The sequence below is a fragment of the Clostridium beijerinckii genome (genome assembly GCF_036699995.1).
Lineage (GTDB): Bacteria > Bacillota > Clostridia > Clostridiales > Clostridiaceae > Clostridium > Clostridium helianthi.
On sequence record NZ_CP144906.1, the window covers coordinates 1734485 to 1760704 of the forward strand.

Annotated in this window: 25 protein-coding genes, 1 tRNA gene and 2 pseudogenes; 26 read left to right on the forward strand and 2 right to left on the reverse strand. The window is 29.6% G+C overall.

The window, feature by feature from the left end; genetic code table 11:
- Positions 1-342 precede the first annotated feature (342 nt).
- Positions 343-585 (forward strand): annotated as a pseudogene (locus PZA12_RS08075) (hypothetical protein).
- 59 nt (positions 586-644) lie between these two features.
- Here PZA12_RS08075 and PZA12_RS08080 read toward each other — a convergent pair.
- A complete protein-coding gene (locus PZA12_RS08080) occupies positions 645-1232 on the reverse strand; it encodes a sigma-70 family RNA polymerase sigma factor (protein WP_206490823.1) in 588 nt (195 codons plus the stop codon).
- 195 nt (positions 1233-1427) lie between these two features.
- Between PZA12_RS08080 and PZA12_RS08085 the strand changes: the two are divergent.
- The 6 genes and pseudogenes from PZA12_RS08085 to PZA12_RS08110 all read left to right on the forward strand — a co-directional run.
- Positions 1428-1976: pseudogene (locus PZA12_RS08085) on the forward strand (N-acetylmuramoyl-L-alanine amidase); the annotation flags it as partial.
- On the forward strand, positions 1972-2136 hold the full coding sequence (locus PZA12_RS08090) for a hypothetical protein (protein WP_181006043.1): 165 nt from the start codon (positions 1972-1974) through the stop codon (positions 2134-2136). The pseudogene PZA12_RS08085 and the gene PZA12_RS08090, both read left to right, overlap by 5 nt.
- 90 nt (positions 2137-2226) lie before the next feature.
- Positions 2227-3798 (forward strand): type I restriction-modification system subunit M, encoded by a 1572-nt coding sequence (locus PZA12_RS08095; RefSeq protein ID WP_103699211.1) that lies wholly within the window; start codon positions 2227-2229, stop codon positions 3796-3798.
- Positions 3795-5006, forward strand: a complete 1212-nt coding sequence (locus tag PZA12_RS08100; RefSeq protein ID WP_103699212.1) for a restriction endonuclease subunit S — start codon at positions 3795-3797, stop codon at positions 5004-5006. Before PZA12_RS08095 ends, PZA12_RS08100 begins: the two co-directional genes overlap by 4 nt.
- Complete coding sequence (locus tag PZA12_RS08105) at positions 5003-8188, forward strand: type I restriction endonuclease subunit R (RefSeq protein ID WP_103699213.1); 3186 nt, start codon at positions 5003-5005, stop codon at positions 8186-8188. Before PZA12_RS08100 ends, PZA12_RS08105 begins: the two co-directional genes overlap by 4 nt.
- Before the next feature lie 142 nt (positions 8189-8330).
- The gene (locus PZA12_RS08110; protein ID WP_103699214.1) at positions 8331-9161 is read left to right on the forward strand and encodes a DUF2971 domain-containing protein; all 831 of its coding nucleotides are present in this window, start codon (positions 8331-8333) and stop codon (positions 9159-9161) included.
- Between the two features lie 1344 nt (positions 9162-10505).
- Here PZA12_RS08110 and PZA12_RS08115 read toward each other — a convergent pair.
- Positions 10506-10592 (reverse strand) — tRNA-Leu (locus PZA12_RS08115).
- 371 nt (positions 10593-10963) lie between these two features.
- On the opposite strand from PZA12_RS08115, the gene PZA12_RS08120 reads away from it, so the two are divergent.
- From PZA12_RS08120 to PZA12_RS08210, 19 genes are all read left to right on the forward strand, one after another.
- Positions 10964-11656 carry an iron-sulfur cluster assembly scaffold protein gene (locus PZA12_RS08120; protein WP_011968823.1) on the forward strand — a complete coding sequence of 231 codons (693 nt, stop codon included), beginning with the start codon at positions 10964-10966 and terminating at the stop codon, positions 11654-11656.
- 25 nt (positions 11657-11681) lie between these two features.
- Positions 11682-12683: a GGGtGRT protein gene (locus PZA12_RS08125; RefSeq protein ID WP_011968824.1), complete on the forward strand. Its 1002-nt coding sequence runs from the start codon at positions 11682-11684 to the stop codon at positions 12681-12683.
- A 149-nt stretch (positions 12684-12832) separates the two neighbouring features.
- Positions 12833-13030 (forward strand): hypothetical protein, encoded by a 198-nt coding sequence (locus PZA12_RS08130; RefSeq protein WP_103699215.1) that lies wholly within the window; start codon positions 12833-12835, stop codon positions 13028-13030.
- Between the two features lie 25 nt (positions 13031-13055).
- Positions 13056-13391, forward strand: coding sequence for a site-specific integrase (locus PZA12_RS08135; RefSeq protein WP_278286308.1), 336 nt, complete (start codon positions 13056-13058; stop codon positions 13389-13391).
- A gap of 1813 nt (positions 13392-15204) precedes the next feature.
- On the forward strand, positions 15205-15537 hold the full coding sequence (locus tag PZA12_RS08140; protein ID WP_011968825.1) for a TfoX/Sxy family protein: 333 nt from the start codon (positions 15205-15207) through the stop codon (positions 15535-15537).
- A 14-nt stretch (positions 15538-15551) separates the two neighbouring features.
- Positions 15552-15968 carry a hypothetical protein gene (locus PZA12_RS08145; RefSeq protein WP_103699217.1) on the forward strand — a complete coding sequence of 139 codons (417 nt, stop codon included), beginning with the start codon at positions 15552-15554 and terminating at the stop codon, positions 15966-15968.
- Positions 15968-16342: a nuclear transport factor 2 family protein gene (locus PZA12_RS08150; protein ID WP_103699218.1), complete on the forward strand. Its 375-nt coding sequence runs from the start codon at positions 15968-15970 to the stop codon at positions 16340-16342. The genes PZA12_RS08145 and PZA12_RS08150 overlap by 1 nt, the downstream gene beginning before the upstream one ends.
- Before the next feature lie 237 nt (positions 16343-16579).
- Positions 16580-17104 (forward strand): PadR family transcriptional regulator, encoded by a 525-nt coding sequence (locus tag PZA12_RS08155; protein WP_242984893.1) that lies wholly within the window; start codon positions 16580-16582, stop codon positions 17102-17104.
- A 30-nt stretch (positions 17105-17134) separates the two neighbouring features.
- Entirely contained in the window at positions 17135-18463 is a 1329-nt protein-coding gene (locus PZA12_RS08160) for a glycosyltransferase (protein WP_103699220.1), read from the forward strand.
- Positions 18464-18487: 24 nt separating this feature from the next.
- Complete coding sequence (locus PZA12_RS08165) at positions 18488-18808, forward strand: carboxymuconolactone decarboxylase family protein (RefSeq protein ID WP_039769022.1); 321 nt, start codon at positions 18488-18490, stop codon at positions 18806-18808.
- Between the two features lie 806 nt (positions 18809-19614).
- A complete protein-coding gene (locus tag PZA12_RS08170; protein ID WP_077856586.1) occupies positions 19615-19818 on the forward strand; it encodes a hypothetical protein in 204 nt (67 codons plus the stop codon).
- Positions 19819-20085: 267 nt separating this feature from the next.
- Positions 20086-20295, forward strand: coding sequence for a spore coat protein (locus PZA12_RS08175; protein ID WP_077844010.1), 210 nt, complete (start codon positions 20086-20088; stop codon positions 20293-20295).
- A 55-nt stretch (positions 20296-20350) separates the two neighbouring features.
- Entirely contained in the window at positions 20351-20713 is a 363-nt protein-coding gene (locus tag PZA12_RS08180) for a spore coat protein (protein WP_023976371.1), read from the forward strand.
- 19 nt (positions 20714-20732) lie between these two features.
- The gene (locus PZA12_RS08185) at positions 20733-21869 is read left to right on the forward strand and encodes a zinc-dependent alcohol dehydrogenase (protein WP_103699138.1); all 1137 of its coding nucleotides are present in this window, start codon (positions 20733-20735) and stop codon (positions 21867-21869) included.
- A gap of 32 nt (positions 21870-21901) precedes the next feature.
- A complete protein-coding gene (locus tag PZA12_RS08190) occupies positions 21902-22120 on the forward strand; it encodes a spore coat protein (RefSeq protein ID WP_041895638.1) in 219 nt (72 codons plus the stop codon).
- Between the two features lie 29 nt (positions 22121-22149).
- The gene (locus PZA12_RS08195; protein ID WP_077844007.1) at positions 22150-22455 is read left to right on the forward strand and encodes a spore coat protein; all 306 of its coding nucleotides are present in this window, start codon (positions 22150-22152) and stop codon (positions 22453-22455) included.
- 260 nt (positions 22456-22715) lie between these two features.
- Positions 22716-23513, forward strand: coding sequence for a TIGR00266 family protein (locus PZA12_RS08200; protein ID WP_103699139.1), 798 nt, complete (start codon positions 22716-22718; stop codon positions 23511-23513).
- A 261-nt stretch (positions 23514-23774) separates the two neighbouring features.
- Entirely contained in the window at positions 23775-25019 is a 1245-nt protein-coding gene (locus PZA12_RS08205; RefSeq protein WP_103699140.1) for an Nramp family divalent metal transporter, read from the forward strand.
- Between the two features lie 201 nt (positions 25020-25220).
- Positions 25221-26204, forward strand: a complete 984-nt coding sequence (locus tag PZA12_RS08210) for a D-isomer specific 2-hydroxyacid dehydrogenase family protein (protein WP_103699141.1) — start codon at positions 25221-25223, stop codon at positions 26202-26204.
- Positions 26205-26220: the final 16 nt, after the last annotated feature.

Consider the following 26220-nt stretch of genomic DNA (forward strand, 5'->3'; position numbering starts at 1 on the left):
GATATATGTAAAAATGGAGAATATTCTAATATGGTAATATTCTTCACCATATTTATTCTTTAGAATATTACCATAGAAGAATATATATTCTTAAGAATATGCTTGAAAAATGCGGGCTGAAAGGATGCTAGTATAAAAAATAGTATTCATTTTAATGTTATCGTAGATGACAAACCATATATCCATAATAGCAGCGGATAAAGTTTCGCTTATACCCTCAAGGGGCACAATGTCCAGGAGCGTGCAGCCGTTAGCTGCATTTGAAAAAGTGGGAGTGTCACGGATTCTAGCTATCGGATAAATTTTTTGAAGCTGAAATTAAATTATGGAGTGTGTTTTGATATGGTTAAGAATGAAATTAAAATTAAATCAGAAGAAGGAGAAGCATTTGATAAGAAACAAATAGCACTTGCCATTAGAAATTCTACTTTTGATGATGAACTTCAATGTTCTTTAATTACGGAAGGAATACTTAATAAATGTGAATGATGTTCTCTTAAATATATTTGTGATAGCATTGATCAAGTAGTTCAAAACTATATTGATAAGACTACAGCTGTTATTAATAATTTTAATTTTGAATAAGTGGATATAGATTAATATAATTATATAAAAATAAAAACTCCAAGTGAGCCTTGGAGTTTCTATGCTTTGATGCTTTTATAATAATGAGACATATTATTTAGTATTTTCTTTAGAATAGTGTTCTTTTTTAGAATAGCAGTAGAATAGCACATATTCTTTAAATGAGAGTAATCCAAAACTGTATAATTTTTAAAAAATACAAAATCTATAAATTCTTTTTCCTCTCGGGTTAAATTATCTAAAGCCAGTCTTAAATCTTCATAGTCACACATTTCACATAATGATACTTCAGTGGAAATTTCATCTGAAGGAAGATCATTTTCAAAATTATAATGTAAGCTTAATGCTTCATTACCTTCAGTAGAGCTTCTAGATTTTATTCTCTTTATAAGATCCTTTATATTATTTTTAATGGCGTTAGTAGCATAAGCGACAAATCTATGCTTTTTTATATTGTACATTGAAACAGACTTGAAAAGTGATTCAAAGCACTCTTGCTGTATATCATACATGTTATAGCCATCAATAAAGGTTCTTTTAGAAATGTTATAAATTAAAGGTTTAAATTCAGCAGCTAATTTTTCCTTTGCTATTTCATCATTATTTTTGCATTTGATAACTAAAACTTCAATATAATTAAAATCCATGTAAACCTCCTTTAATTCAGTTAAGAGTTTTGGATAAAATCCTCACAAGATTTCTTTAAAAGATTGCTCTAAGAGGTTTATGTAATTTATTGTTTTTGTTATTAAATTTACCTCTACATATAGTATATATGGTTAAAAATCATATAACGTATATGAGTAATTAAAAAAATTAAGAATTATAGGGAGAGATGTAAAATGAGTAATTTTATAATAGCAGTAGGTCATACTGCTAGTGGGAATGTTGGATGTGGAGTTGTTGATAGGCTTGATGAGAGCGATTGCACCAGGATTATAGGGGCTTTAGTTGCAGAGTATTTGCAGCAGAGAGGTCATGGGGTTAATTTACTTAGAATTGATACAAGTAATAGCTATAGCTGTCAGGATTGCTATGAAAGGGCAAGTGAAGCTAATGAGATAGCTAAGACAACAAATGTTGAGTTGTATGCTGAGATTCATATTAATGCAGGGGGAGGGACTGGTCCAGAAGTATTAGTATTTGGAAAATCAGAAGTAGCAAATAAATATGCTGCTAAAGTATGCAATGAATTATCAAGTATTCTGAATTTACCTAATAGAGGAGTAAAAACAAGAAACTTAATTGTTCTTAATAAAACTATTATGCCTGCAATTTTAGTTGAGTGCTTATTTGCTGATAGTGATGATGCAGACAAATATAATCCAGATATTATTGCAAGAGCTATTGGTAATGGATTAGCTGGAGTTGAGGATTCCAGTTGTTATGAATGAAAATATGGATGGAATAGGAATGATGTTGAGACAGTGGTTCTGCTATATAAAAGGCAGTGGCATTGAAAATACTAGATTTGATATAATTTCAAATATGTTCCCTTACACAGCAAAGAGTATAAATGGCTGTGTAGGGGAATATTCTTTTATTAATTGAATTAATGGGATATAATAATATCATGTTAAGAAAATTGTAAAAGAATAGTAATAAAATCAAGTAATAGGAATGCTGACAGGAGGATATACAATGGCTGATACAAAAAAAGAACAGGAACGTACAGAATTACATCGTACAATATGGAGTATTGCAAATGACCTACGAGGAAGTGTAGATGGATGGGACTTTAAACAATATGTACTTGGTATGCTATTTTATCGATATATATCAGAAAATATTACTAATTACATTAATAAAGGTGAACATGAGGCTGGAAATTTAGAATTTGATTATGCAAAACTAGAGGATAGCGATGCAGAGCAGGCAAGAAAAGATTTAGTTGAAACAAAAGGATTTTTTATTCTTCCAAGTGAACTATTTGAAAATGTGCAAAAGGTTGCTGATAAAGATGAAAATCTAAATGAAACCTTAGAAAAAATCTTTAAAAATATTGAGACTTCAGCACAAGGTAGTGAAAGCGAATCGGATTTTAAAGGCTTGTTTGATGATATTGATGTTAATAGTAATAAATTAGGCGGCACAGTTGCAAAGAGAAACGAGAAACTTGTAAAACTGATGAATGGTGTCAGCGAGATGAAATTGGGAGATTACAAGGATAATACCATTGATGCGTTTGGAGATGCTTATGAGTTTTTGATGGGTATGTATGCTTCCAATGCAGGAAAAAGCGGAGGCGAGTATTATACACCTCAAGAGGTTTCTGAGCTTTTAACACGTATCACTATTGTAGGCAAAACTGAGGTTAACAAGGTTTATGATCCAGCTGTAGGGAGTGGATCGCTTCTTTTAAAGTTTGCAAAAATTCTAGGTAAAGATAATGTACGTCAAGGATTCTTTGGGCAGGAAATCAATATAACAACATATAACCTTTGTCGTATAAATATGTTTTTGCATGATATTGATTATAATAAATTTGACATTGCTCACGGTGACACACTTACTGAAACTCAACAACATAGTGATAATGAACCTTTTGAAGCAATAGTATCAAATCCACCTTATTCTATTAAGTGGGAGGGGGATGCTAATCCACTCTTAATTAATGATCCGCGTTTTTCTCCTGCTGGAGTTCTTGCACCAAAGTCAAAGGCTGATTTAGCATTTATTATGCATTCCCTTTCTTGGCTTGCAACTAATGGAACTGCTGCAATTGTATGTTTCCCAGGAGTTATGTATCGTGGGGGTGCTGAGCAGAAAATTCGTAAATACTTGATTGATAATAATTATATCGATTGTATTATACAGCTTCCAGGTAATCTTTTTTACGGAACAAGTATAGCTACATGTATTATGGTGTTAAAGAAATCAAAGACAGAGAACAGCACATTATTCATTGACGCGTCAAAAGAATGTGTTAAGGTAACGAATAACAATAAGCTTACAGATGATAATATTAAAAATATTATAGATGCCTATACCGATCGAGTAGATATAGAATATTTTACAAAGGTTGTCCCTAATGCTGATATTGAGAAACAAAGTTATAATCTTTCGGTTAGTACATATGTTGAGCAAGAGGATACAAGAGAAGTTATTGATATTAAAGTCCTCAATGAAGAAATCAAAGAAATTGTTGCCAAAGAGCAGGTTTTGCGTTATGAAATTGATAAGATTATCGCAGAAATTGAGGTGGATGAATGAGTAAATTGGAAAAACTGATTAAGGAACTTTGCCCTGATGGAGTGGAGTATAAGGCATTTTGCGAGTTTGGCACGATGATTCGTGGTAATGGGTTGCAGAAAAAAGATTTTACAGAAGAAGGGATTGGATGTATTCACTATGGTCAAATTTATACCTATTATGGGACATTTACATCCGAAACAAAAACATTCGTTTCAGAAGAACTTGCTAATAAATTAAAAAAGGTAAATACAGGTGACTTAATAATTGCTATAACAAGTGAAAATATTGAAGATGTATGTAAATGTGTTGCCTGGCTTGGTGAAAATGAAATAGTAACTGGCGGACACGCTGCTATTTTTAAACATAATCAAGATCCAAAATATCTTTCATATTGTTTTCAAACAGCAGATTTTTTTTCTCAAAAGCGAAAAATTGCAAATGGAACAAAAGTAATTGAAGTTTCACCTCAAAAATTAGAACAGATTTGTATACCACTTCCACCATTACCAGTACAGCGTGAAATTGTTCGTATACTGGATAATTTTAAGGAGCTTACAGCTGAGCTTACCGTAAAACTTACAGCAGAGCTTACAGCTAGAAAACAACAGTATGAGTATTATAGAGGTAAGCTCTTGACCTTTGGTGATGAGGTTGAGTGGAAGATGTTGGGAGATATTGGTAAAGTATCAATGTGTAAACGAATTTTCAAGGAACAAACTCAATCAAATGGTGAAATTCCTTTCTATAAAATTGGTACATTTGGTAAAGAACCAGATGCTTATATTTCACAAGAATTATTTGAGGAATATAAACAGAAATACTCATACCCTAAAAAAGGTGAAATTCTAATTTCGGCTTCTGGTACAATTGGGAGGACAGTGATTTTTGATGGGGCACCATCTTATTTTCAAGATTCCAATATAGTTTGGATTGCAAATGATGAAAAACACGTATTAAATAAATTTTTATTTCATATTTATAAAATTATTAAATGGGCAGTTTCAGAAGGTGGGACAATTTCAAGGTTATATAATGACAACATAAAAAAAACAATAATTCCTGTCCCATCTATTGAAGAACAACAGCGCATTGTTGCAATTCTTGATAGATTTGACTCGATATGTACTGATATTACACAAGATTTACCTGCTGAAATTGAAGCACGTAAAAAACAATATGAATACTATCGTGATAAATTATTAACTTTTAAGGAGATTGAAAAATGAGTAGCTTTAACATAATAGCTGAAACAAATGAAGCTACGGTTGTAGCAAAGTATACTCCAGAAGAAAGAAAAAGTACTGATTATCAAAGCGAAGCTGAGCTTGAAAAAGATTTTATTTACAGCTTAACACAGCAAGGTTATGAATATATAAATATTAAAAATGAAAAGGACTTGATTTCAAATCTTCGCAAACAATTGGAAAAACTAAATCAGTTCACCTTTTCTGATAAAGAGTGGAATCAGTTTTATTCTAAAATTATATCTAATGGTAATGAGAGTATTTTAGAGAAAACACGTAAAATTCAAGATGATAATATGCAAATTCTAATTCGTGACAATGGATCAACCAAAAATATAAAGCTAATTGATAAAAAGAATATTCATAATAACTTTTTGCAGGTTTTAAACCAGTATGAGGAAAATGGAGGAAGCCATGAAACAAGGTATGATGTAACTATTTTAGTGAATGGTTTTCCGCTGGTGCATGTTGAACTAAAACGCAGAGGGGTGGCAATTAGGGAAGCGTTTAATCAAATAAAACGCTATCAAAGGGATAGTTTTTGGGCTGGCTCTGGGTTATATGAATATATTCAAATATTTGTGATATCAAATGGAACACATACAAAATATTATTCTAATACTACAAGGAATCAACACATAAATGATTCAAAAGAGAAAGAATCCTATAAAAAGAAAAAGACCAGCAATAGTTTTGAGTTTACAAGCTATTGGGCAGATGCATACAACAAAACTATTCTTGATCTTGTAGACTTTACAAAAACATTTTTTGCAAAACATACAATTTTGAATATTCTAACTCACTATTGTGTTTTTACATCAGAAGATTTATTACTTGTAATGCGTCCTTATCAAATTGTAGCAACTGAAAGAATAATAAATCGTATTGAGATTGCAACAAACTATAAAAAGACAGGTACAGTAGAAGCTGGCGGTTATATATGGCATACAACAGGTTCAGGAAAAACCTTAACCAGTTTTAAAACTGCACAGCTTGCTACAAACCTTGATTATATTGATAAAGTGCTTTTTGTAGTTGATAGAAAAGACCTGGATTATCAGACAATGAAAGAATATGATCGTTTTCAAAAGGGGGCTGCAAACAGCAACACTTCAACTAAAATACTTAAAACACAACTAGAAGACTTAAATGCTAAGATTATAATTACAACAATTCAAAAGTTAGATGTATTTATTAGAAAAAATAAAACTCATGATATTTATAATAAGCATACAGTCATTATATTTGATGAATGTCACCGCTCTCAGTTTGGAGATATGCATATTCAAATTATAAAAACATTTAAGAATTATCATTTATTTGGTTTTACAGGTACACCTATTTTCACAAAGAATTCTGGTAGTGGGAAGAATCCTAAACTTAAAACAACACAGCAAGCCTTTGGAGATAAGCTACACACATATACTATTGTAGATGCAATAGGTGATGCAAATGTATTGCCATTTAGAATTGATTATATTAAAACAATGAAAGAATCAAATAATATAAATGATAAAAAAGTAAAAGCCATTGACAGAGAAAATGCAATGCTTGAACCAAAGCGTATTAGTGAGGTAACTGCTTATATTCTGGAACACTTTGAGCAAAAGACTTATAGAAACCAAAGCCGCTCTTATTATGACCATAAGATTATCACTAATGTAGATAAAATGGCAGCTTCAAAAAATAATACAGTTGAAGAAAAAAAGCAAAACACTAAAGTAAATGGATTTAACTCTATTTTTGCGGTTGCCTCTATTCCTATGGCAATAAAATATTACAATGAATTTAGAAGACAAATGGATGAAAAGGGTAAAAAGCTTACTATTGCAACAATTTTTAGTTACAGTCCAAACGAAGAAGATCCTGAGGATGCTTTATTTGATGAAAACTTTGAAACTGATGGTCTAGACCAGACATCAAGGGACTTTCTTGATTCTGCCATAAAAGACTACAATAATACTTTTAATGTAAACTATGATACGTCAGCTGATAAGTTTCCTAATTACTATAAGGATGTTTCCCTCAGAATGAAAAACCGTGAAATAGATTTGCTAATTGTTGTAAATATGTTTTTGACAGGATTTGATGCAACAACTTTAAATACTTTATGGGTAGATAAAAACCTTAAACAACATGGACTTATCCAAGCCTTTTCTCGTACAAATAGAATATTAAATTCAGTAAAAACATTTGGTAATATTGTGTGCTTTAGAAATCTTGATGATGAAGTAAATAGTGCCCTTGCCTTATTTGGGGACAAGGATGCCAGCGGTATTTTACTTTTAAAAAAATATGATGAATATATAAACGGATATGAGCATAAAGGTAAACATATTGAAGGATATGCAGAGCTTACTGAAAAACTTGAAAATCTTTATCCAATAGGTACAGACATCGTTGGTGAAGAAGCTGAAAAAGAATTTATAAAGTTATTTGGTTCTATTTTACGTACAAGAAACATTCTTGTTTCTTTTGATGAATTTAAAAATAATGAAATGCTAAACCAGAGAGATTTTCAGGATTATCAAAGTGTTTATATTGACCTTCATCAAAAATATTCAAAAAAGAAAGATAGCGAAAAGGAAAATATAAATGGAGATATTGTTTTTGAAATTGAATTAGTTAAACAAGTAGAAGTAAATATCGATTATATCTTGATGCTTGTTTTAAAATATCATGATTCTAATTGTAAGGATAAAAGTATTCTTACAACCATTGATAAAGCTATAAATTCAAGTATTGAACTTCGTAGCAAAAAGAAACTTATAGAAGACTTTATAGAAGAAATTAATGCATCAACAAATGTGGACAAGGATTGGAAAGAATTTATAAAAAGACAAAAAGATCAGGATTTATCTGTTATCATGGCAGATGAAAAACTTAAACCAGAAGAAACTCAAAAATTTATTAATAATGCATTCCGTGATGGTATATTAAAAACCACAGGAACAGATATTGATAAAATTCTACCCCCTGTATCACGCTTTGGTGGTGGTAATAGAACAGAAAAAAAGCAAACTGTTATTGAAAAGCTACTAAAATTCTTCGAAAAGTATTTGGGACTTGTAAATCAAGAGATGATTTCTAATCCTACCCTAACTTCAGAGTACCAAAATACGTTAGAAGTAGCTGAAACACAATCTCAATATGGGGAGGACTAATTCAAAATGTCAGATATTAAATTTGAAATAAAAGAAACTTTAGAATTCTTTCAGAATCATCAAAAGGTAGGAAGAAAGAATTAAATTTAATTTTTTGGAAGGATAAAGATCCAAAATATGATTTGAGCGAGTGGGATATAGAATGAAAAGTAAGAAGATAAAAACTTATAGGGAAAAATGGATGGAAGAGTATGAAAAAAGAATTATAGACCATAATGTGTCATATGAGAGTATAAAAAAATATATTAGTGAATATATGCCTAAAAAGCTATATAGATATAGGAAATTTGATGAATATTTAGAAAATAATTTGGCGGGGGAAATTTATTTTTCTGATCCTAGTGAGTTTAATGATCCCTTTGATTCTGCAATTGAAATTGATTATATAGCTTATGCGTTAAATTATTTCACAAATATTAATCGTAGAGAACTAGAAAATCTATTAGAAAAAGAACCTCAACTGAAAAAAATATTAGATAATCATTACAATGAAACATATAGAAGTTTCAAAAATAATATTAGAATAGCTTGCTTCACTACAAGTCAAAAGAATACACTAATGTGGAGTCATTATGCGGAAAATCATAGTGGTTATTGTATAGAGTATGATACAAAAAATCCCTTGTTTAGAGATATGGTTTTGCCAGTAATATATAGAGGTGAAAGGTATGATTGCACACCGTGTTTGACTACACTATCTCGAAATATTTCAATAAATGCAATATTTTTTAAAGATGAAGTATGGAATTATGAGCATGAATGGAGAGCATTTGGGACTGCTGACTATTTTAAAGAGCATAAGAATCCGGTGCAATTTATAAATGCAATATCTGCGATTTATATTGGGGCAATCAGTAAGCAAAAGAAGTTTAAAGATGTAGAGCGATTGCAAAAGATTGCAAAGGAAAATGGGATTCCTGTATATGAAATGAAAATGTTAAAGAATGAATACAAGTTAACTTTTGATAAATGATTGAGCAAAGGATTAAATTAAATAGTTATGAAATTAATGAATTAAAAGAATTATTAAATAGTATGGAGATTTATTGTGTTAAATTAGCAAGTTCGTAACACTCACAAAGGGGTCAGTGCATTGTAGAAACTTACCAGGTACAAGTTACAACTAATACAGAACTGGGCTTATGACTTATATCGTATTAGTAAAATAGCAAGTCACTCGTAAACTCCTAACAACTGCATCAGAGGCCTAACATTTTACACGTAAAATGAATAAGTACAATAGAAGTTCAAAGAATTACAAGTAAAAGGTTTGAATGAATAGAAGAATAACTTTAAGTTAATTTTACTAACTATAAAATTAATATTCAAAGTTCACATCATTCATATAATAGATAAATATAATTTAGAAATTAAGATATAAAAATGTTAAAGCAAAAGCATTGATATTACTTGGATTAGAGAAAGGATGGTCGGCAAATTTTAATTTGCCAACATTTTGCCAACCACCAGTAAGATATGATAAAATATTATAAATTACAATATGTAAAGATATGATGTTTTTAATCTGAGGTTTGAAGTGATTTCAATTACTAATGGATACAATAAAATATGTTAAGTTAAAATTTGGTATAATTCTTCAACACACGCCTCACGTTGAAACTGTAATCCAACATGAGGCGTATTTTGTAATATCTAGAATTATGTATTTTAATGATAGAAATATAATCTGCATATATTCTGTAAGGGAAATTTCCCTTAGCTTTCCCTTAAGGGAAAAAACAAAATAAAATACAGTAAATTATGATTAAATATAATAATGATCTAAATAGGCTAAACAGCAATATTTCAAAGTATTATAAGATACAATAAAATATGATTTAGTACAAGCTGACTCTAATACAGAACTCGGCTTACGGTTTATCTAGAACATTAAAATAAAATCAACAACCTAAAAGATTTGAAAAATGTTTTTTAGCTTAATAGTTTTCTTCATCTATTATTTTTATCAGAAATAATAATAAATTTTATGCAAATAGTAATCAAAAAATATTTAATTTTACGGCATAAGAAATTTGTTGATAAAGTTATCATCAATATATTTTAACAATTAATGTAAGATATAATTGCAATTATAGCTAATATTATTTAATGTCCAAAAGGAAAATATTAAGATAAGATGGATTTATAACTAGAATATTACAAAACGCTATAAATGGCATGATTACAGGGTTTAGAGGATTAATTACTGGTAAATGTAGGATTTGTTGCAGAAGTGGGAAAAGAAGTGGGAAACGCATAAAAAAAGCTGTACTACAAGGTATTTAAACCAAGTAATACAGCAATCCACCAAAATAAATGGTGCCGCTGGCCGGATTCGAACCGGCACGATATCACTACCAGAGGATTTTGAGTCCACCACGTCTGCCAATTCCATCACAGCGGCATGTAAACTGACAAAAATTATTCTACCATGTCTTAAAGAATATTTCAATAGGTATTTTTAATTTATTTTTATTTTTGGAAAATTAATTTATAATATCCATATAAAAATACATAATGAAAGTATTAGACAAAATTTTATCTAATTAAAGCTAATATAAGATTTTTATTCATTTGTAGTTCAGATTTTCAAATAAAAGTAGATAAATGTGCATAAATTTTTAAATAAAGGTTGTGGGGAATCAAATCATTTGCTAGAATAGGAATAGGGAAAAGTGCCCCACTGGGTTATTTTATGCCCAACTACAATTTTAAACTTAGAAATAAGATTTAATAATTTGTAATTATCTATTAATTAGGGAGGAGCAAAAATATATGATGTATTCAAAAGAAGTTGAAGAAATGTGTGTACTTGCTAAAGGTCCTAATCACGGATCAGCGCCAATTCCTGTAGAAGGAAGATGGGTTCAATCTAAAGAAGTAACTGATATATCAGGATTAACTCACGGAATAGGTTGGTGTGCACCACAACAAGGAGCTTGTAAATTAACATTAAACGTTAAGGATGGTATAATCCAAGAAGCGTTAGTTGAAACAATTGGATGTTCAGGAATGACTCATTCAGCTGCTATGGCTTCAGAAATATTACCAGGAAAGACTATATTAGAAGCATTAAACACAGACTTAGTTTGTGACGCTATAAACACAGCTATGAGAGAATTATTCTTACAAATCGTTTATGGAAGAACTCAAACTGCATTCTCAGAAGGTGGACTACCTATCGGAGCAGGACTTGAAGATTTAGGAAAAGGTTTAAGATCTCAAGTTGGTACTATGTACGGAACTTTAGCTAAAGGACCAAGATACTTAGAAATGGCTGAAGGTTATGTTACTGAAGTTGCTGTAGACGAAGATAAAGAAATCATCGGATATAAGTTTGTTAACTTAGGAAAAATGATGGAAAGTATTGCTAAAGGAATGGATGCTAACGAAGCATTAGAAAAAGCTAAAGGTCAATACGGAAGAGTTGCTGACGCTGCTGAATTATTAGACCCAAGACATAAATAATTATTTGTAAAGGAGGATTTTTAAAATGGCATTATTTGAAAGTTATGAAAGAAGAATTAACCAAATCACTCCAGTATTAGAAAAATACGGAATGAAAACTATGGAAGATGCTAAAGCAGTTTGTGCTGAAGTTGGAGTAGATCCATATACAATCGTTAAGGAAACTCAACCAATCGCATTCGAAAACGCTGGATGGGCATACGTTTTAGGTGCTGCTATAGCAATAAAGAAGGGTTGCACTAAGGCTGCTGATGCTGCTGAAGCAATCGGAGAAGGATTACAAGCATTCTGTATCCCAGGTTCTGTTGCAGATGACAGAAAAGTTGGTTTAGGACACGGAAACTTAGGAGCTATGCTTTTAAGAGAAGAAACTAAATGTTTCGCATTCTTAGCAGGACACGAAAGCTTTGCTGCTGCTGAAGGTGCTATTAAAATAGCTGAAAAAGCAAACAGAGTAAGAAAAGAACCATTAAGAGTTATCTTAAACGGTCTTGGAAAAGATGCTGCATTCATTATTTCAAGAATTAATGGATTCACATATGTTCAAACTCAATTTGACTACTACACTGGAGAAGTTAAAGTAGTTAAAGAAAAAGCATACTCAAACGGAGAAAGAGCAAAAGTAAGATGTTACGGTGCTGACGACGTTAGAGAAGGTGTTGCAATCATGCATAAAGAAGGAGTTGACGTATCAATCACTGGTAACTCAACTAACCCAACAAGATTCCAACATCCAGTTGCAGGAACATACAAGAAAGAATGTATCGAACAAGGTAAGAAATACTTCTCAGTAGCATCAGGTGGTGGTACAGGAAGAACTCTTCACCCAGATAACATGGCTGCAGGTCCAGCTTCTTATGGTATGACTGATACTATGGGAAGAATGCACTCAGATGCGCAATTCGCAGGATCTTCATCAGTTCCAGCTCACGTTGAAATGATGGGTCTTATCGGAGCAGGTAACAACCCAATGGTTGGTATGACTGTTGCTGTAGCTGTTGCTGTTCAAGAAGCTTTAGCTAAATAGTCTGAAAATCAAGGTTTTACTGGTTTAAGAGTGAATTAATTAGCTAATATAAATACTCACACTATATTAATTTAATTATTAATGGGTGTGGGTATTTTTTTATACATGATTTTAGTACCCACGACTTTAGAAAGGGGTGCTATTTTTTTATGATAAAAATGAATAGAAAATATATTGATAAAACTTTTGATGAATGCTTTCAACAATTTCTATTAGAGCATTGTACGTTGAAAAATATGAGTGAACATACTAAGAAATATTATATTGAGAACATGAAATACGGTTTTTATAAGTATTATGACAAAGATAAAAACATTAATTGTTCCAATAACATTATCTTTAATTAATATTTAAAAAGAATATATTGAATATTTGCTAGTAGATTGTACTTATTTATTCTCAACAGTTCAAGGTGAAAAAATGAAAGAGAGAGGACTTACAAGAGCCATAGAAGACTACAACAAATCAAGAGAAATAGAACGTACATCAATTCATGCGTTTAGGCATTGGTATGCAAAAAAGGCAGTTATGAACGGAATTAACATAGTTCAACTACAACATTTATTAGGGCATAGTAATTTAGAAATTTTGAAACATTACGTTGAAATGTTAACAGAAGATTTAAATTACGAAAATATTGCACAAAATCCTTTGGAATCTATTAAGTTGGAAAATTCTAAAGAGAAAAATATTAAGTTAAGAAAGTAGGTGTTGATATGCAAGTAAACATTAATCATAATAAAACAACTAATGGATTTAATGAAAGAATAATTACATTAGACATATATGAATTGAAAGATTAAAAAAGATTATTAAAACTTTAAAAAACTAAAAAAATAGATAGATTATTACCATGTTATAGACTAAGTCCTTCATGAGGATATGGCATTAGAGCGGTTTAGGGTAACTTAATCGGAGGTAGTCAAAATATTGAAAGATATGATATGTAGTAGGGAGTTGACGCATATAAAAAGACTATACATAGAGTTTTCTATGTAAATTATGTTTGCAACGGTACGTGATTCGTATACACGTCGAGGCTCTAAAGAGCGATATTGTAATTTCTTCAGTATTTTTTTGAGTTGCTGGAGAATTGCGTCTAACTCAGATAAAAAGCGTATAGTTACTTAGGTATGAAGTCAAGCTTAACTTTAAAAGTATTCAGTAAATTACAAGTCCTTTAGAAAAACTTCGAAACTGAATAAAGTTGTTTTGAATTATGTACTTCATGAATTTCCTTATTTTTATAATATGCAACAATATGTTTGTCCAAATTTTGTGATAGTATAATCATAAATTTATTACTTGGGGAGAAAAAACTTAACAACTTATTTAAAATAGATTTTCTTAGGAATATTCTATATTTTAATTGAAATAATTTAAAATTGTTCACAATAATACCTCTTTTTATTTAATTTGATTTAACCCGACTTTTACATTTTATAACATAAGAGGAAACTAATCAAAGAAAATCGTATTACAAATAATGATAATTTTTTACGATAATATTACAGGATAAAAATATAAATTAAATAGATTTATATAATTTATTTAAATGGAAAAGGATAACTTGTTTTACTAGCCAAGTTATCCTTTAAAAGATTATTATATTTTTTTAATAAGTAGAAGGACAAATATTTAATAAGAAATTATCTTACATTATTATTATAGCAAATACATATTACAAAATTATGCTAAAAATGTTAATTAAATATAAACAATTTCTTAAATAAATTTAAGGCTTGGTAAACAATTGAAGAAAAAAACAACCTGCTTAGGGGAGCAGGTTGAACTTATAAAGGTAAAATACATTTACCAATACGGGGATAAAATAATAATGCTTTAATTATTTTACAATTACTATTATAAAATACAAATATTAAATAATTCTTTATTACTTATTAAATTAATGTGAATAAATTAATAATACACTACAAAAAAAGATGACTTACTTTAGGGGGATAAGTCATCTTTGATAGGAGTTTTATAATATGTTCTAGTCACTTTACAATAATATTATAGGATAAAATTGTAAATTGTGTCAATATATAAATTCTATAATAAAAAATAAAAAGGATAATCTGCTAGGGTGCAACAAATTATCCTGAATACTGTGTTATATATATTTAATAGGGGTAAATATATATGAAAAAAAGTTTTATCAACCTTATGTCTTTATTATAAGTGGTATTTGTGACAGTATTATGTCAAGTTAATAAACTTAATATAAACATTTTATAAAGAAAAATCAAATAATACAAATATGTTTATATGTTCCTAGGTAAATTTATTCATAGAAATATATTTACCTAGAAACATAGATACAAAGAAAAATATATACATATATAAATATTTATAGGAAACATGCGGGTTAGAGGTGAAATTTAAAAATGGTTTTTAAATAATAGCTATCTTTTGAATTATTATTTATGCTAAAATTATACATAAAAGGTATATTTATAAATGGTTGTGATATAAGCAATAGAGATGTTATAAAATGAGCTTAACGGGAGGAAAGAAAATGGCTTCGAATATAGAGTTTGTAGAATATGTATGCGAACAGATAAGTGGTGCAGGAAGAATAACGTATAGAAAAATGTTTGGAGATTACGGAATCTACTGTAATCAAAAAATAATAGGATTAATATGTGATAATCAATTCTTTTTAAAGATAACAAAAGGAGGCAGAAATTTATTATGTGAAGTTATAGAAGCCCCTGCTTATGAAGGAGCAAAACCTTCCTTTTTAATTGAATCTTTAGATGATAGAGACTATTTAACTGAAGTTGTATCAGCAACCTATGAAGAATTGCCAATGCAAAAAGTTAAAAAGAAAATAAAAGGGAAAAAATAATAGGGGTGAGGAGTTTGAAAAGGGCGAGAGTAGCAGAAATAACAGCAGAATTTAATTCTAATATAAAATCGGTTTGGGATATAGTAACAAATAATAATGATTATAGTTGGCGAAGTGATATTAAAAAAATTGAAATTTATAATAATGGTAAAGAATTTATTGAATACACTCATAACGGGAATGCTACAAAGTTTATTATATCCAAAAAGGATGAATATAGTGAGTATGCTTTTAATATGGAAAATAAAATGTTTACTGGATTTTGGAAAGGTAGTTTTTCAGAAACAGAAAATGGTGGAACTAAAATAGTATTTAAAGAAAATGTCTTTATTAAAAATCCTATTATTAGGATTCTTTCATATTTTTTTATGGATTTAGGCAAAATACAAAATACTTATATTTCAGATTTAAGAAAGAAGCTGGGTGAGTAATGAATATTAGAGAACAAATAACTAAAAAATATTTTAAATCTTGGTTAGAGAATAATTGTTCAGTATTAAAAGATATTTTTGATTTAAATGTAACTTATAGCGAATGTTATGGTCCTGAATATCATGGAATAGATACAGTTACAACATGGTTTAAAGAATGGAACAAATGTGGAAAAGTATTGGTTTGGGATATAAAGCAGTTTATTCAACAGGGAAATATAACAGTAGTTGAGTGGTATTTTAAATGCAGATATGATGGAGAAATTGAAGAATTTGATGGAGTATCGCTTATTGAATTCAATGATAATAATTACATCGTAAGCTTAAAAGAATTCCAATCTAAAATTCCACATTATTATCCTTATAGTAATTAAATTATGGTTTATATTGATAAGTTACATATAAGGAGAAGCTATGAAAAGTTCTGAAGGGCAGCTTAAAAATAGAGTTGTATGCAACTATAGAGTAGATAAATGAATATATATTAAGTTAAATAAAGATTAATTACTAGAATTATTGAAATTAATCTTTATTTAACTTATTTTTTATAAGTTGTTGACACATTCTTCCTAAAATGCTATTCTAACCATAGAATAGGTGGTGGGATGAATATGACACAAATTGAGGTGATACTTTTATCACTTTTATATGATAAAGATTATTATGGATACGAATTTGAAACTGTAATAGAACAAAGAAATATGAGAGGGTGGACGGATATTGGATTTTCGTCAATCTATAATTCTTTGAATAAACTTGAAAAGAAAGGCTATATTGGTTCCAGATATGAAAAAGAATATGGTTCGCCTAAGAGAAAAGTATATTTTATAAAAGAAGAAACCAAAGTAATTATTAGGAATCAGATTATAAAAATGATAAGCGAATATAAGAATGACCCTAGTGAATTTGATATAGGTTTATTATTTTCTTATTTAGTGACCAAGGAAGAATTTAAAAAGGCTTTAATTAACCATAAGGAAAATTTAAAAGATAGAAAAGAATTCTTAAATAAAAGATATAATCAGCATCCTACAGCGAAGGAGAGACCAAATATAAAAGCATTGTTTGAAAGACCAATAGCATTTATAGATACTGAGATTTCTTGGATTGAAAACTTTATTGATGAAAATTTTTAGGCAAAGCTCATTATAATGGGGGTGGTTTATATGGGAAATAAAAAAGTTTTACAAATTGTTTTTTCAAGCGTAATTTCAGATGCTGGGGAAGTAACACGTGCAATAGAAATAGCAGATGGAATTAGACGTTTCTGTCCAGAAGATTATGAAGTAGATATAACTTTTTTATCTACAGGAAGTGTTTTTGAGGATAAAGTAATTTCAAATGGATTTAAGATTTACAAATGCTTGCCATCGCTTCCGGGGATAGGATTTCGTGAAGATTTTAAAACTAAAGGCAGTAATATAATAGGAGATGTAAAGCTTGCAGGTGAATTGCTAAAAGGGGAGATAGATGCTTTTAATGACTTAAAACCAGATGTAGTTATATATGGATTTAATCCTATAGCAGGTCTTGCTAGAAGAATGGCTGACAAGCCAATACCAGGAATTTGTTATATGCCGATACCTATGCAAAAAGACGTATATCTTACTACGTTAATGAAAGATGCCCCTGACAATATTAAACCTCTGACATACCTTCCCTTAAATTTTCGAAAAAGTATTATGAAATTAATTCCTAAAGCAATAAAGCTAAAAGTACCAGCTTTTGTTCAAACTAATATTATCGAAGCACTTAAGGAATTTCAGTGGAATGGAACTCCAGTTAAAACAGTGTTCGATATGCTTGAAGCAGATTTGACAATAATAAATGATCTTGAAGAATTTAATAAAGAGCATAAACTTCCTGATAATTTTAAGGTTGTAGGACCATTATATGCATCAGCATCAAGTAATTCAAAAATAGATGACAATATTTTAAGAACTTTTAATTCAGAGAACAAAAAAATTAAAATTTTCTGTACGCTTGGAAGTTCTGGAAAAAAGGAATATTTATTTGAAGCAATAAAAGCTCTCACTCAAGACATAGGAAAGGAATGGAGCGCTGTGATTTTGGCACCTAAAGCTGTATGTCCAATTAAGGAAGCAATCGAATGTGCGGGAAATAGCCCTAATGTTTACATTACAGATGAATTTGTGCCAGCACCTTTGGTAAATGGACTTGCAGATGTGGTCGTATCTCATGGTGGGCAAGGAACAGTCCAAACTGCTATTGCAAGTGGTACTCCTATTGTTGGATTTGCAATGCAGCCAGAACAACAGATAAATCTTGATAATGTAGTAATGAAAGGTGCTGGAATACGAATACCAATTAACAGATGGAATGCACCAAAAATACAATTGGCTATAAGAAATATAATTAAAGACACCTCATATAAAGAAAATATAAATACATTAAAAAAATTGTTGGAATCCTCAGATGGTAAGAAAAATTCAGCACTTGCTATATGGGATTATATACTTAATAAGTTAAATTAACAAAAATGATTGGAGGATAAGAGAATGAGTGATATGTCATCAGTTAGTAATGCGTTTAAAACTTTTATGAAAGAGGCACCAGAGTATCAGGAGATATGGATGGAGACAGTTCAAAAATTAGATTCAGTGAGTAAACTTGATTCGAAAACAGAGGAACTTGCATATATTGCAGTTTTAGCGTCTTCAAGACTTGAAGGTGGTCTGCCTTTCCATGTTAAACATGCAAAATCTCTTGGAGCAACAAGGGAAGAAATAATAAGTGCTGTTTTAATCGGATTACCAGCCGTAGGTAATATAGTAATTCAATCATTACCAATAGCAATTAATGCGTATGATAGTGAATAAATATGGAGAATTTATTTTAGTTTCAAGTATTATTTTTATAGAATAAAATAATATTATATTAAAATAATAATATTTATAAAATATTACAGGTAACTAGATAATTTTTTAACGAATATTTTATGTAAATTTAGATTAATAATGATTTTAAACGACATATAATTACAGAATAATTGATGTATTTTGTTATAAAACATCAATATATAGATGAAAATGTATTACGAAAATACGTGAAATTATGTTGGAATATGGTAGAATATAAGTGGGTATAAAAATAGGGTATAAAAAATATGGTTTGTGAGAGATGGTAATCACCAAAAAAGGCTGAGTAGTTAATACTTAAGCCTTTTTTTGATATTGAATTATATGATTGTCAAATATTTAACTTATTATATGAATATAGAGCGATTTTGATATAAAGAATTACAAAATTCGCTATGCTTAAAGTGTTACACAATTTTATTAGAATTATTAGTTTTATATGAATTAAATATATAATAAATAATAAAAAGGATAACTTGTATAAGGGAATCAAGTTATCCTGAATACTGATTTGTTGTATATTTATTTAATAGGAGAACAATTAATATGAATTGTTTATAATATTATAATAAAGGATAATTGTGGCAATATTATGTCAATTAAAAAAAGATTTCTATTAAAATTATTAGAAGATTAAGTACTAGTATACTTTATTCAAATAAAATGAAAATAGTGAATAAATTGCATAATTCAACAAAATATGCTATCATATATCTATGTTATGTATAGAGAATAATTACTATGTAGATGAGGAGTGTGGGTATTTTATGAATATAAACAATGAACTTAAGGAAGTTATAAATGATAAATTGAAGAGAAATTCTGAGGTTGAATTTATCGCAGGATTGAAAGATATAACTTTATCTGATATTGATTATATTGAGAAGTTATCTGCAGTTAAAAATTTAAAATCAAAATTAAATTATCAAATTGTGGATAATACATATATAAAAATTGATTGCTCGTTGTAAAAAATATAGAGTTAAGTATTTTAATTAATTTTATATAAAGAATTATATTTTTGTATATGAGTATTATAATAAAGGGACTTAATAACATAAGCGAATGATTTTTACCCCTATAGGATAGAAAATTAAATTTTATCCTATAGGGGTATTTAGCGTTAGTAGCTTTATTTATGCTCTCCTTGATTTTATCTATTTTGTTTAATTAATTGCATAACCAAAAGCTGCGCGTGGAAGAATACATTTATTAGAAGGAAGTTAGGAGGTGAATTTATGGAAAAGCAACATCTGGCACCAAATGAGACAATGCAAGTTCATGAAATGCTAAACTTCAAAACTATCTGCATGACTACATCAAAAATGATGGAAGGTGTAGTTTTTGATCAAGATCTAAAGGCATTATTAGAGAAGGATGTGCAACAATCTATAGCAGCAATAAGTAACTTACAAAATTTATTAAAAAAAGCTCCTAAAATAAGATGAGCATTTTGTATATAAATTGTTTGTAAAAATGCTAGAAAACAAAGGAGGGAAAATTATGATTAATGATTATTTAGAAATAAGAAATGCAGAGGGAATGCCTAAACTTGTGGATGCGAATATGTCTCTAGGTTTTTTATTAAATGCCAAAAGTGGTGTAAGAAATTGTGCAATTGCATTGACTGAGGCAACAACTCCAGAAGTTAGAACTGTTCTAAAGAATCAGTTAAATGATGCAATTCTTATGCATGAACAAATATCAAATCTTATGGTAGAAAAAGGTTGGTTTCATCCTACAAACCTAGAAAAGCAATTTCAAATGGATATTGAATCATCTACAACAATATCTCAAATTGCTAGTTTGGATTTATTTCCTGGAGACACAAGTAGAAGTGGTATGTTTGCAACACTAGAAAAATAAAAAAGGAGGTAATTATTTAATGAAGGCTGTAACATTTCAAGGAATAAAGAATGTAAAAGTTAAAGAAGTCAAAGATCCTAAAATTCAAAAGGCTGACGATATTATCGTTAAGCTTACAAGTACAGCAATATGTGGTTCTGATTTGCACTTAATTCATGATATGGTTCCAAACTTACCACAAGATTATATCATAGGACATGAACCAATGGGAATTGTTGAAGAGGTAGGACCAGAAGTTACGAAATTGAAAAAAGGTGATAGAGTAATAGTGCCTTTTAATGTAAGTTGTGGAGAGTGTTTTTATTGTAAACATGATTTAACATGTATGTGCGATAATTCAAATCCTAATGGAGAAAATGGAGGGTTTTTTGGATATTCAGATACATTTGGAGGATATCCAGGAGGCCAGGCAGAGTATATGAGAGTGCCTTATGCTAATTTTACTCCTTTCAAAATTCCAGAAGATTGTGAAGTAGAGGATGAAAAATTATTATTGATGTCAGATGCAATGGGAACTGCTTATTGGAGCGTAGAAAATGCTGGGGTTAAGAAAGGTAATACTGTTATTGTGTTAGGGTGTGGACCTGTAGGACTGCTAGCACAAAAGTTCTGCTGGATGCACGGTGCAGAGAGAGTAATAGCTGTTGACTATATCGATTATAGGTTAGAGCATGCAAGGAGACATAATAAAGTTGAAACTGTTAATTTCGAACAACATGAGAATACAGGGGAATATCTAAGAGAAATCACTCATGGTGGAGCGGATGTAGTAATAGACTGTGTTGGAATGGATGGAAAAATGACACCAATGGAGTTTTTAGGATCAGGTTTAAAACTTCAAAGTGGATCATTAGGTGGATTTGTTATAGCTACTCAGGCAGTGAGAAAAGGTGGAATGATTCAAGTTACCGGAGTTTATGGAGGAAGATATAACGCATTTCCTTTAGGAGATATAATGAATCGTAATATTAATATAAGAACAGGTCAAGCTCCAGTTATTCCATATATGCCAACACTTTATAAATTACTTGCTGAAGGAAAAGTAGATCCAAGTGATATTATTACTCACAGATTGCCCCTTGATCAAGCGCCATATGGATATGAAGTATTTGATACAAAAACTGACGGATGTATTAAAGTTGTTCTAAAGCCATAGGAAAAGTTTATTTATTAAGGAGGGTAAAAAATATGAATGATCAAAGTATTGCACCAAATGAAACTATGCAGTTGCATGAAATACTAACATTCAAAAATACATGTTTAACTAAAGCTCTTACTATGTCACCATTAGTTTCGGATGAAGAATTAAAATCAATATTGCAACAAGAGGTATCTGTATCAGAAAAACATATTGAAGAGTTGAGAAGTCTTATGGAGAAATCTAATATTGCGTCTTCAGAAGAATAAATATTTAATTTTAGAAAGGAGAGGGAATTATGAATGGATTAATAGAAAATCTTACAGGAATGAGTAAAATGACTGATCAAGTTATAGCTACTGACTTTCTAATTTCGGCCAAGAGCGGAGTACAAAATTATGCAGTTGCGATAACAGAATCAATTTCATTAGAAGTTAGAACTATATTAAAGAAGCAATTACAAGATGCAATTCAAACTCATGAAAAAATATCAAATTACATGATGGAGAAAGGCTATTACAACGCTTATGACTTAGGCGAGCAGTATAAGGTAGATATGGAAACAACAGATACAACGTTGGGTCTTACAAAGAATTTAAAGTGATTTAGAGAACATATGTGACTCAATATAATAAAATATGATAGAAAAAAAGAATGACTTATTTAGGGGAATAAGCCATTCTAAAATACTATTTATAAGTATTTTTAAATTAGGGTTAATAATAATGCTTTAACTACTTTACAAATATTATTATAATAGATTTATGTTACAGAAATGTTACAGAATGATAAATTTATTATAAATAATCAATAAAAAGTTGATTAAGAAAATTAAAATTTTAGTAATAAGGGGGAGTACAACTGATGTATTCGCATGAGATTGACTATAAGGTAAAAGGTGACGATATACAATATGTAGAAATTGAACTTGATCCCACAGAAACTGTGATAGCAGAGGCTGGAGCAATGATGATGATGGACCCAAACATACAAATGGAAACTATATTTGGAGATGGATCAAAACAAAGTGGAAGCAGTTTTATGAATAAAATTTTTTCAGCAGGAAAAAGAGTGCTGACTGGTGAAAGTTTGTTTATGACTGCATTCACAAATTCGGGAGCATTAAAAGAAAAAGTTTATTTTGCGGCACCTTATCCAGGAAAAATAATTCCTATGGACTTGAGTTTATTAGGAGGAAAATTAATATGTCAAAAAGATGCTTTTCTATGTGCAGCTAAAGGTGTATCTGTAGGAATAGATTTTAAGAAAAAGTTAAGTGTAGGTTTTTTTGGAGGTGAAGGGTTCATACTCGAAAAATTAGAAGGAGATGGCTTAGCTTTTATACATGCGTGTGGTGCAATAGTTGAAAGAAACTTATTGCCTGGAGAAACATTAAAAATAGATACTGGATGTTTAGTTGCTATGACTAAAGATGTACATTATGATATACAATTTGTAGGTGGAATTAAGAATACGTTATTTGGTGGGGAAGGAGTATTCTTTGCAACTGTAACAGGACCAGGAAAGATATGGGTTCAAAGCTTGCCATTTAGCAGACTTGCAGAACGTGTATTTGCAGCAGCTCCAACTTCGGGCGGAAAAAATAGAGAAGAAGGTAGTGTACTTGGAATGCTTGGAAATATTTTAGACGGAGATAATTAGAAGGAAAATTGATTTATATTGGTTTATATATGATGGTAGTAACATAGGTTATTTATGATTCAATAACTTATGTTATTTTTTTATTAAAACAATTAGAAGTTTGTCACAAATTAGGGTTAAAAACTATATCTTTATATATTATAATTAAGAAGGGATAAATTAGGTAAATAATAATAAGTTATATAATAAAGAAAATAAAAGGCACTTTACAGTTGATAATCATTATCATATAATAAGTAAAAGAAAGGAGTGGATCTATATATGAATGAGAAAAATAAAGATTTAACTAAAAATAAATTAATCGGAAAAGATCTATTAAAATATATTGGACCAGGAATTTTAGTTACAGTAGGTTTTATAGATCCAGGAAATTGGGTATCAAACATTGCAGCAGGATCTAATTATGGCTATAAGTTGCTTTGGATTGTTACTCTATCAACAATAATGCTTATAATATTACAACATAATGCTGCTCACTTGGGTATAGTAACAGGATTATGTATTTCGGAAGCAATTAATAAACATATAAATAAATTTTTAGGACGAGCAATTACAATAACAGCGATGTTAGCAGCAGTAAGTACTGCTATGGCAGAAATATTAGGAGCAGCAATAGCTTTGGACATGTTGTTTAATATTCCATTAAAATTAGGTGCATTAATTTCTGCGTTAGTAATTACATTTATGCTATTTTCCAATTCGTATAAGAAAATAGAAAAAGTAATAATTGGATTTGTATCAATTATAGGAATATCATTTATATTTGAAACTTTCTTAGTTAATATAAATTGGGGAGAAGCAATACGTAGTGCAGTTGTACCTAGTATTCCAGTAAATTCCCTACCAATAATAATGAGTGTATTAGGGGCTGTAGTTATGCCACATAATTTATTTTTACATTCAGAAGTAATCCAGAGTAGAAAATGGAATTTAAAAGATAAATCCATATTAGAGAGGCAATTAAAGTATGAATTTATGGATACAATGTTATCTATGATAATTGGATTTATAATAAATAGTGCTATGATTTTAGTTGCAATAACATTTTATAATAATAATGTTCAGGTTACCGAACTTGAACAAGCTCAAACAATGTTAAAACCATTGCTTGGAAATTCAGCTTCGATAATATTTGCTATAGCATTGCTTTTTGCTGGATTAGCATCATCAGTTACAGCTGGTATGGCTGGAGGATCAATATTCGCTGGTTTATTTGGAGAAGAATATGATATAAACAGTAAAAGCAGTAAGATAGGAGTATTAATAACTATATTGGTTGCACTAGTTATAATATTTTTTGTTAGCAATCCATTTGAGGGATTACTTTATTCCCAAATGCTATTAAGTATACAATTACCAGTAACAATTTTCACTCAAATATATTTAACATCATCAAAGAAAGTAATGGGAAAATATAAAAACACTACATTAGAAAAGATTGTTTTATGGAGTATTGCAGGAATAGTTACTATTTTAAATATTATGCTATTAGTAAGTTCGTTTTAAAACAATTTAGAATTCATAGTTGTAAGGGGAGCAGTTATGCTCCCTTTTCCATTTTGGGGAAACTGCTCATTAAGGAAAAGGCTCGATAAAGTATAATGAAAATAGTTTTATTTTTGTAGTAAATCGACTTGAAAAGTATGGTAAAATTAGAATTAAATAAGTATTGTAGAAATAATAATTTCTGAAAGGAACTGATATTAAATGAAAATTTTAGCATATAGTCATAGGCGTGATGAAACACAGTATTTTAAAGAATTTAGTAAAAAGTATAATGTTGAAGTTGTTCTATGTAATGAAGAACCAAATTTAGAAACAGCACCCCTTGCAAAAGGTTTTGATTGTATCAGTATAATTACAACAAATATAAACTCAGAATTAGTTGAAAAATTTCATGAGTTAGGTGTTAAATTTATATCAACAAGGACTATAGGGTATGATCATATAGATTTGAAAAAGGCTAAGGAACTTGGAGTTCGCGTAGGAAATGTAACGTATTCAACAAATAGTGTAGCAGATTATACTATAATGCTAATATTAATGGCAATTAGAAAAGTTAAACTTATAATGGAAAGAAGCAATGTGCAAGACTTTTCTTTAAGAGGTATTCAAGGTAAGGAATTACCTAACTTGACTATAGGTGTTGTAGGCACAGGAAAAATAGGGAGGACTGTTATCAGTCATTTAAGTGGTTTTGGTTGCAAAATATTAGCACATGATATATATAAAAATGATGAAGTGAAATCAAATGCTAAGTATGTAGACTTGGACAATCTATTTAAATATAGTGATATTATAACATTGCATATGCCGGCTACAGATGATAATTATCATATGATTAATAAGAAAGCTATTAAATTAATGAAAGATGGAGTCTTTATTATTAATACTGCCCGTGGATCATTAATTAATACAAATGATTTGATACAAGGAATTGAAAGTAAGAAGATAGGTGGAGCTGCTTTAGATGTAACTGAACAGGAATCTAATATTTATTATAGTGATCTAAAGGGAGAAACTTTAAAAAATAGAAATTTAGCTATTCTAAAGTCTTTTCCTAATGTAATAATAACACCTCATGCAGCTTTTTACACAGATCAAGCAGTAAGTGATATGATTGAAAATTCAATAAGAAGCTGCATATTATTCTCAGAAAATAAAGAGAATCCATGGGAGATAAATATATAGCATTATAAATATAAGT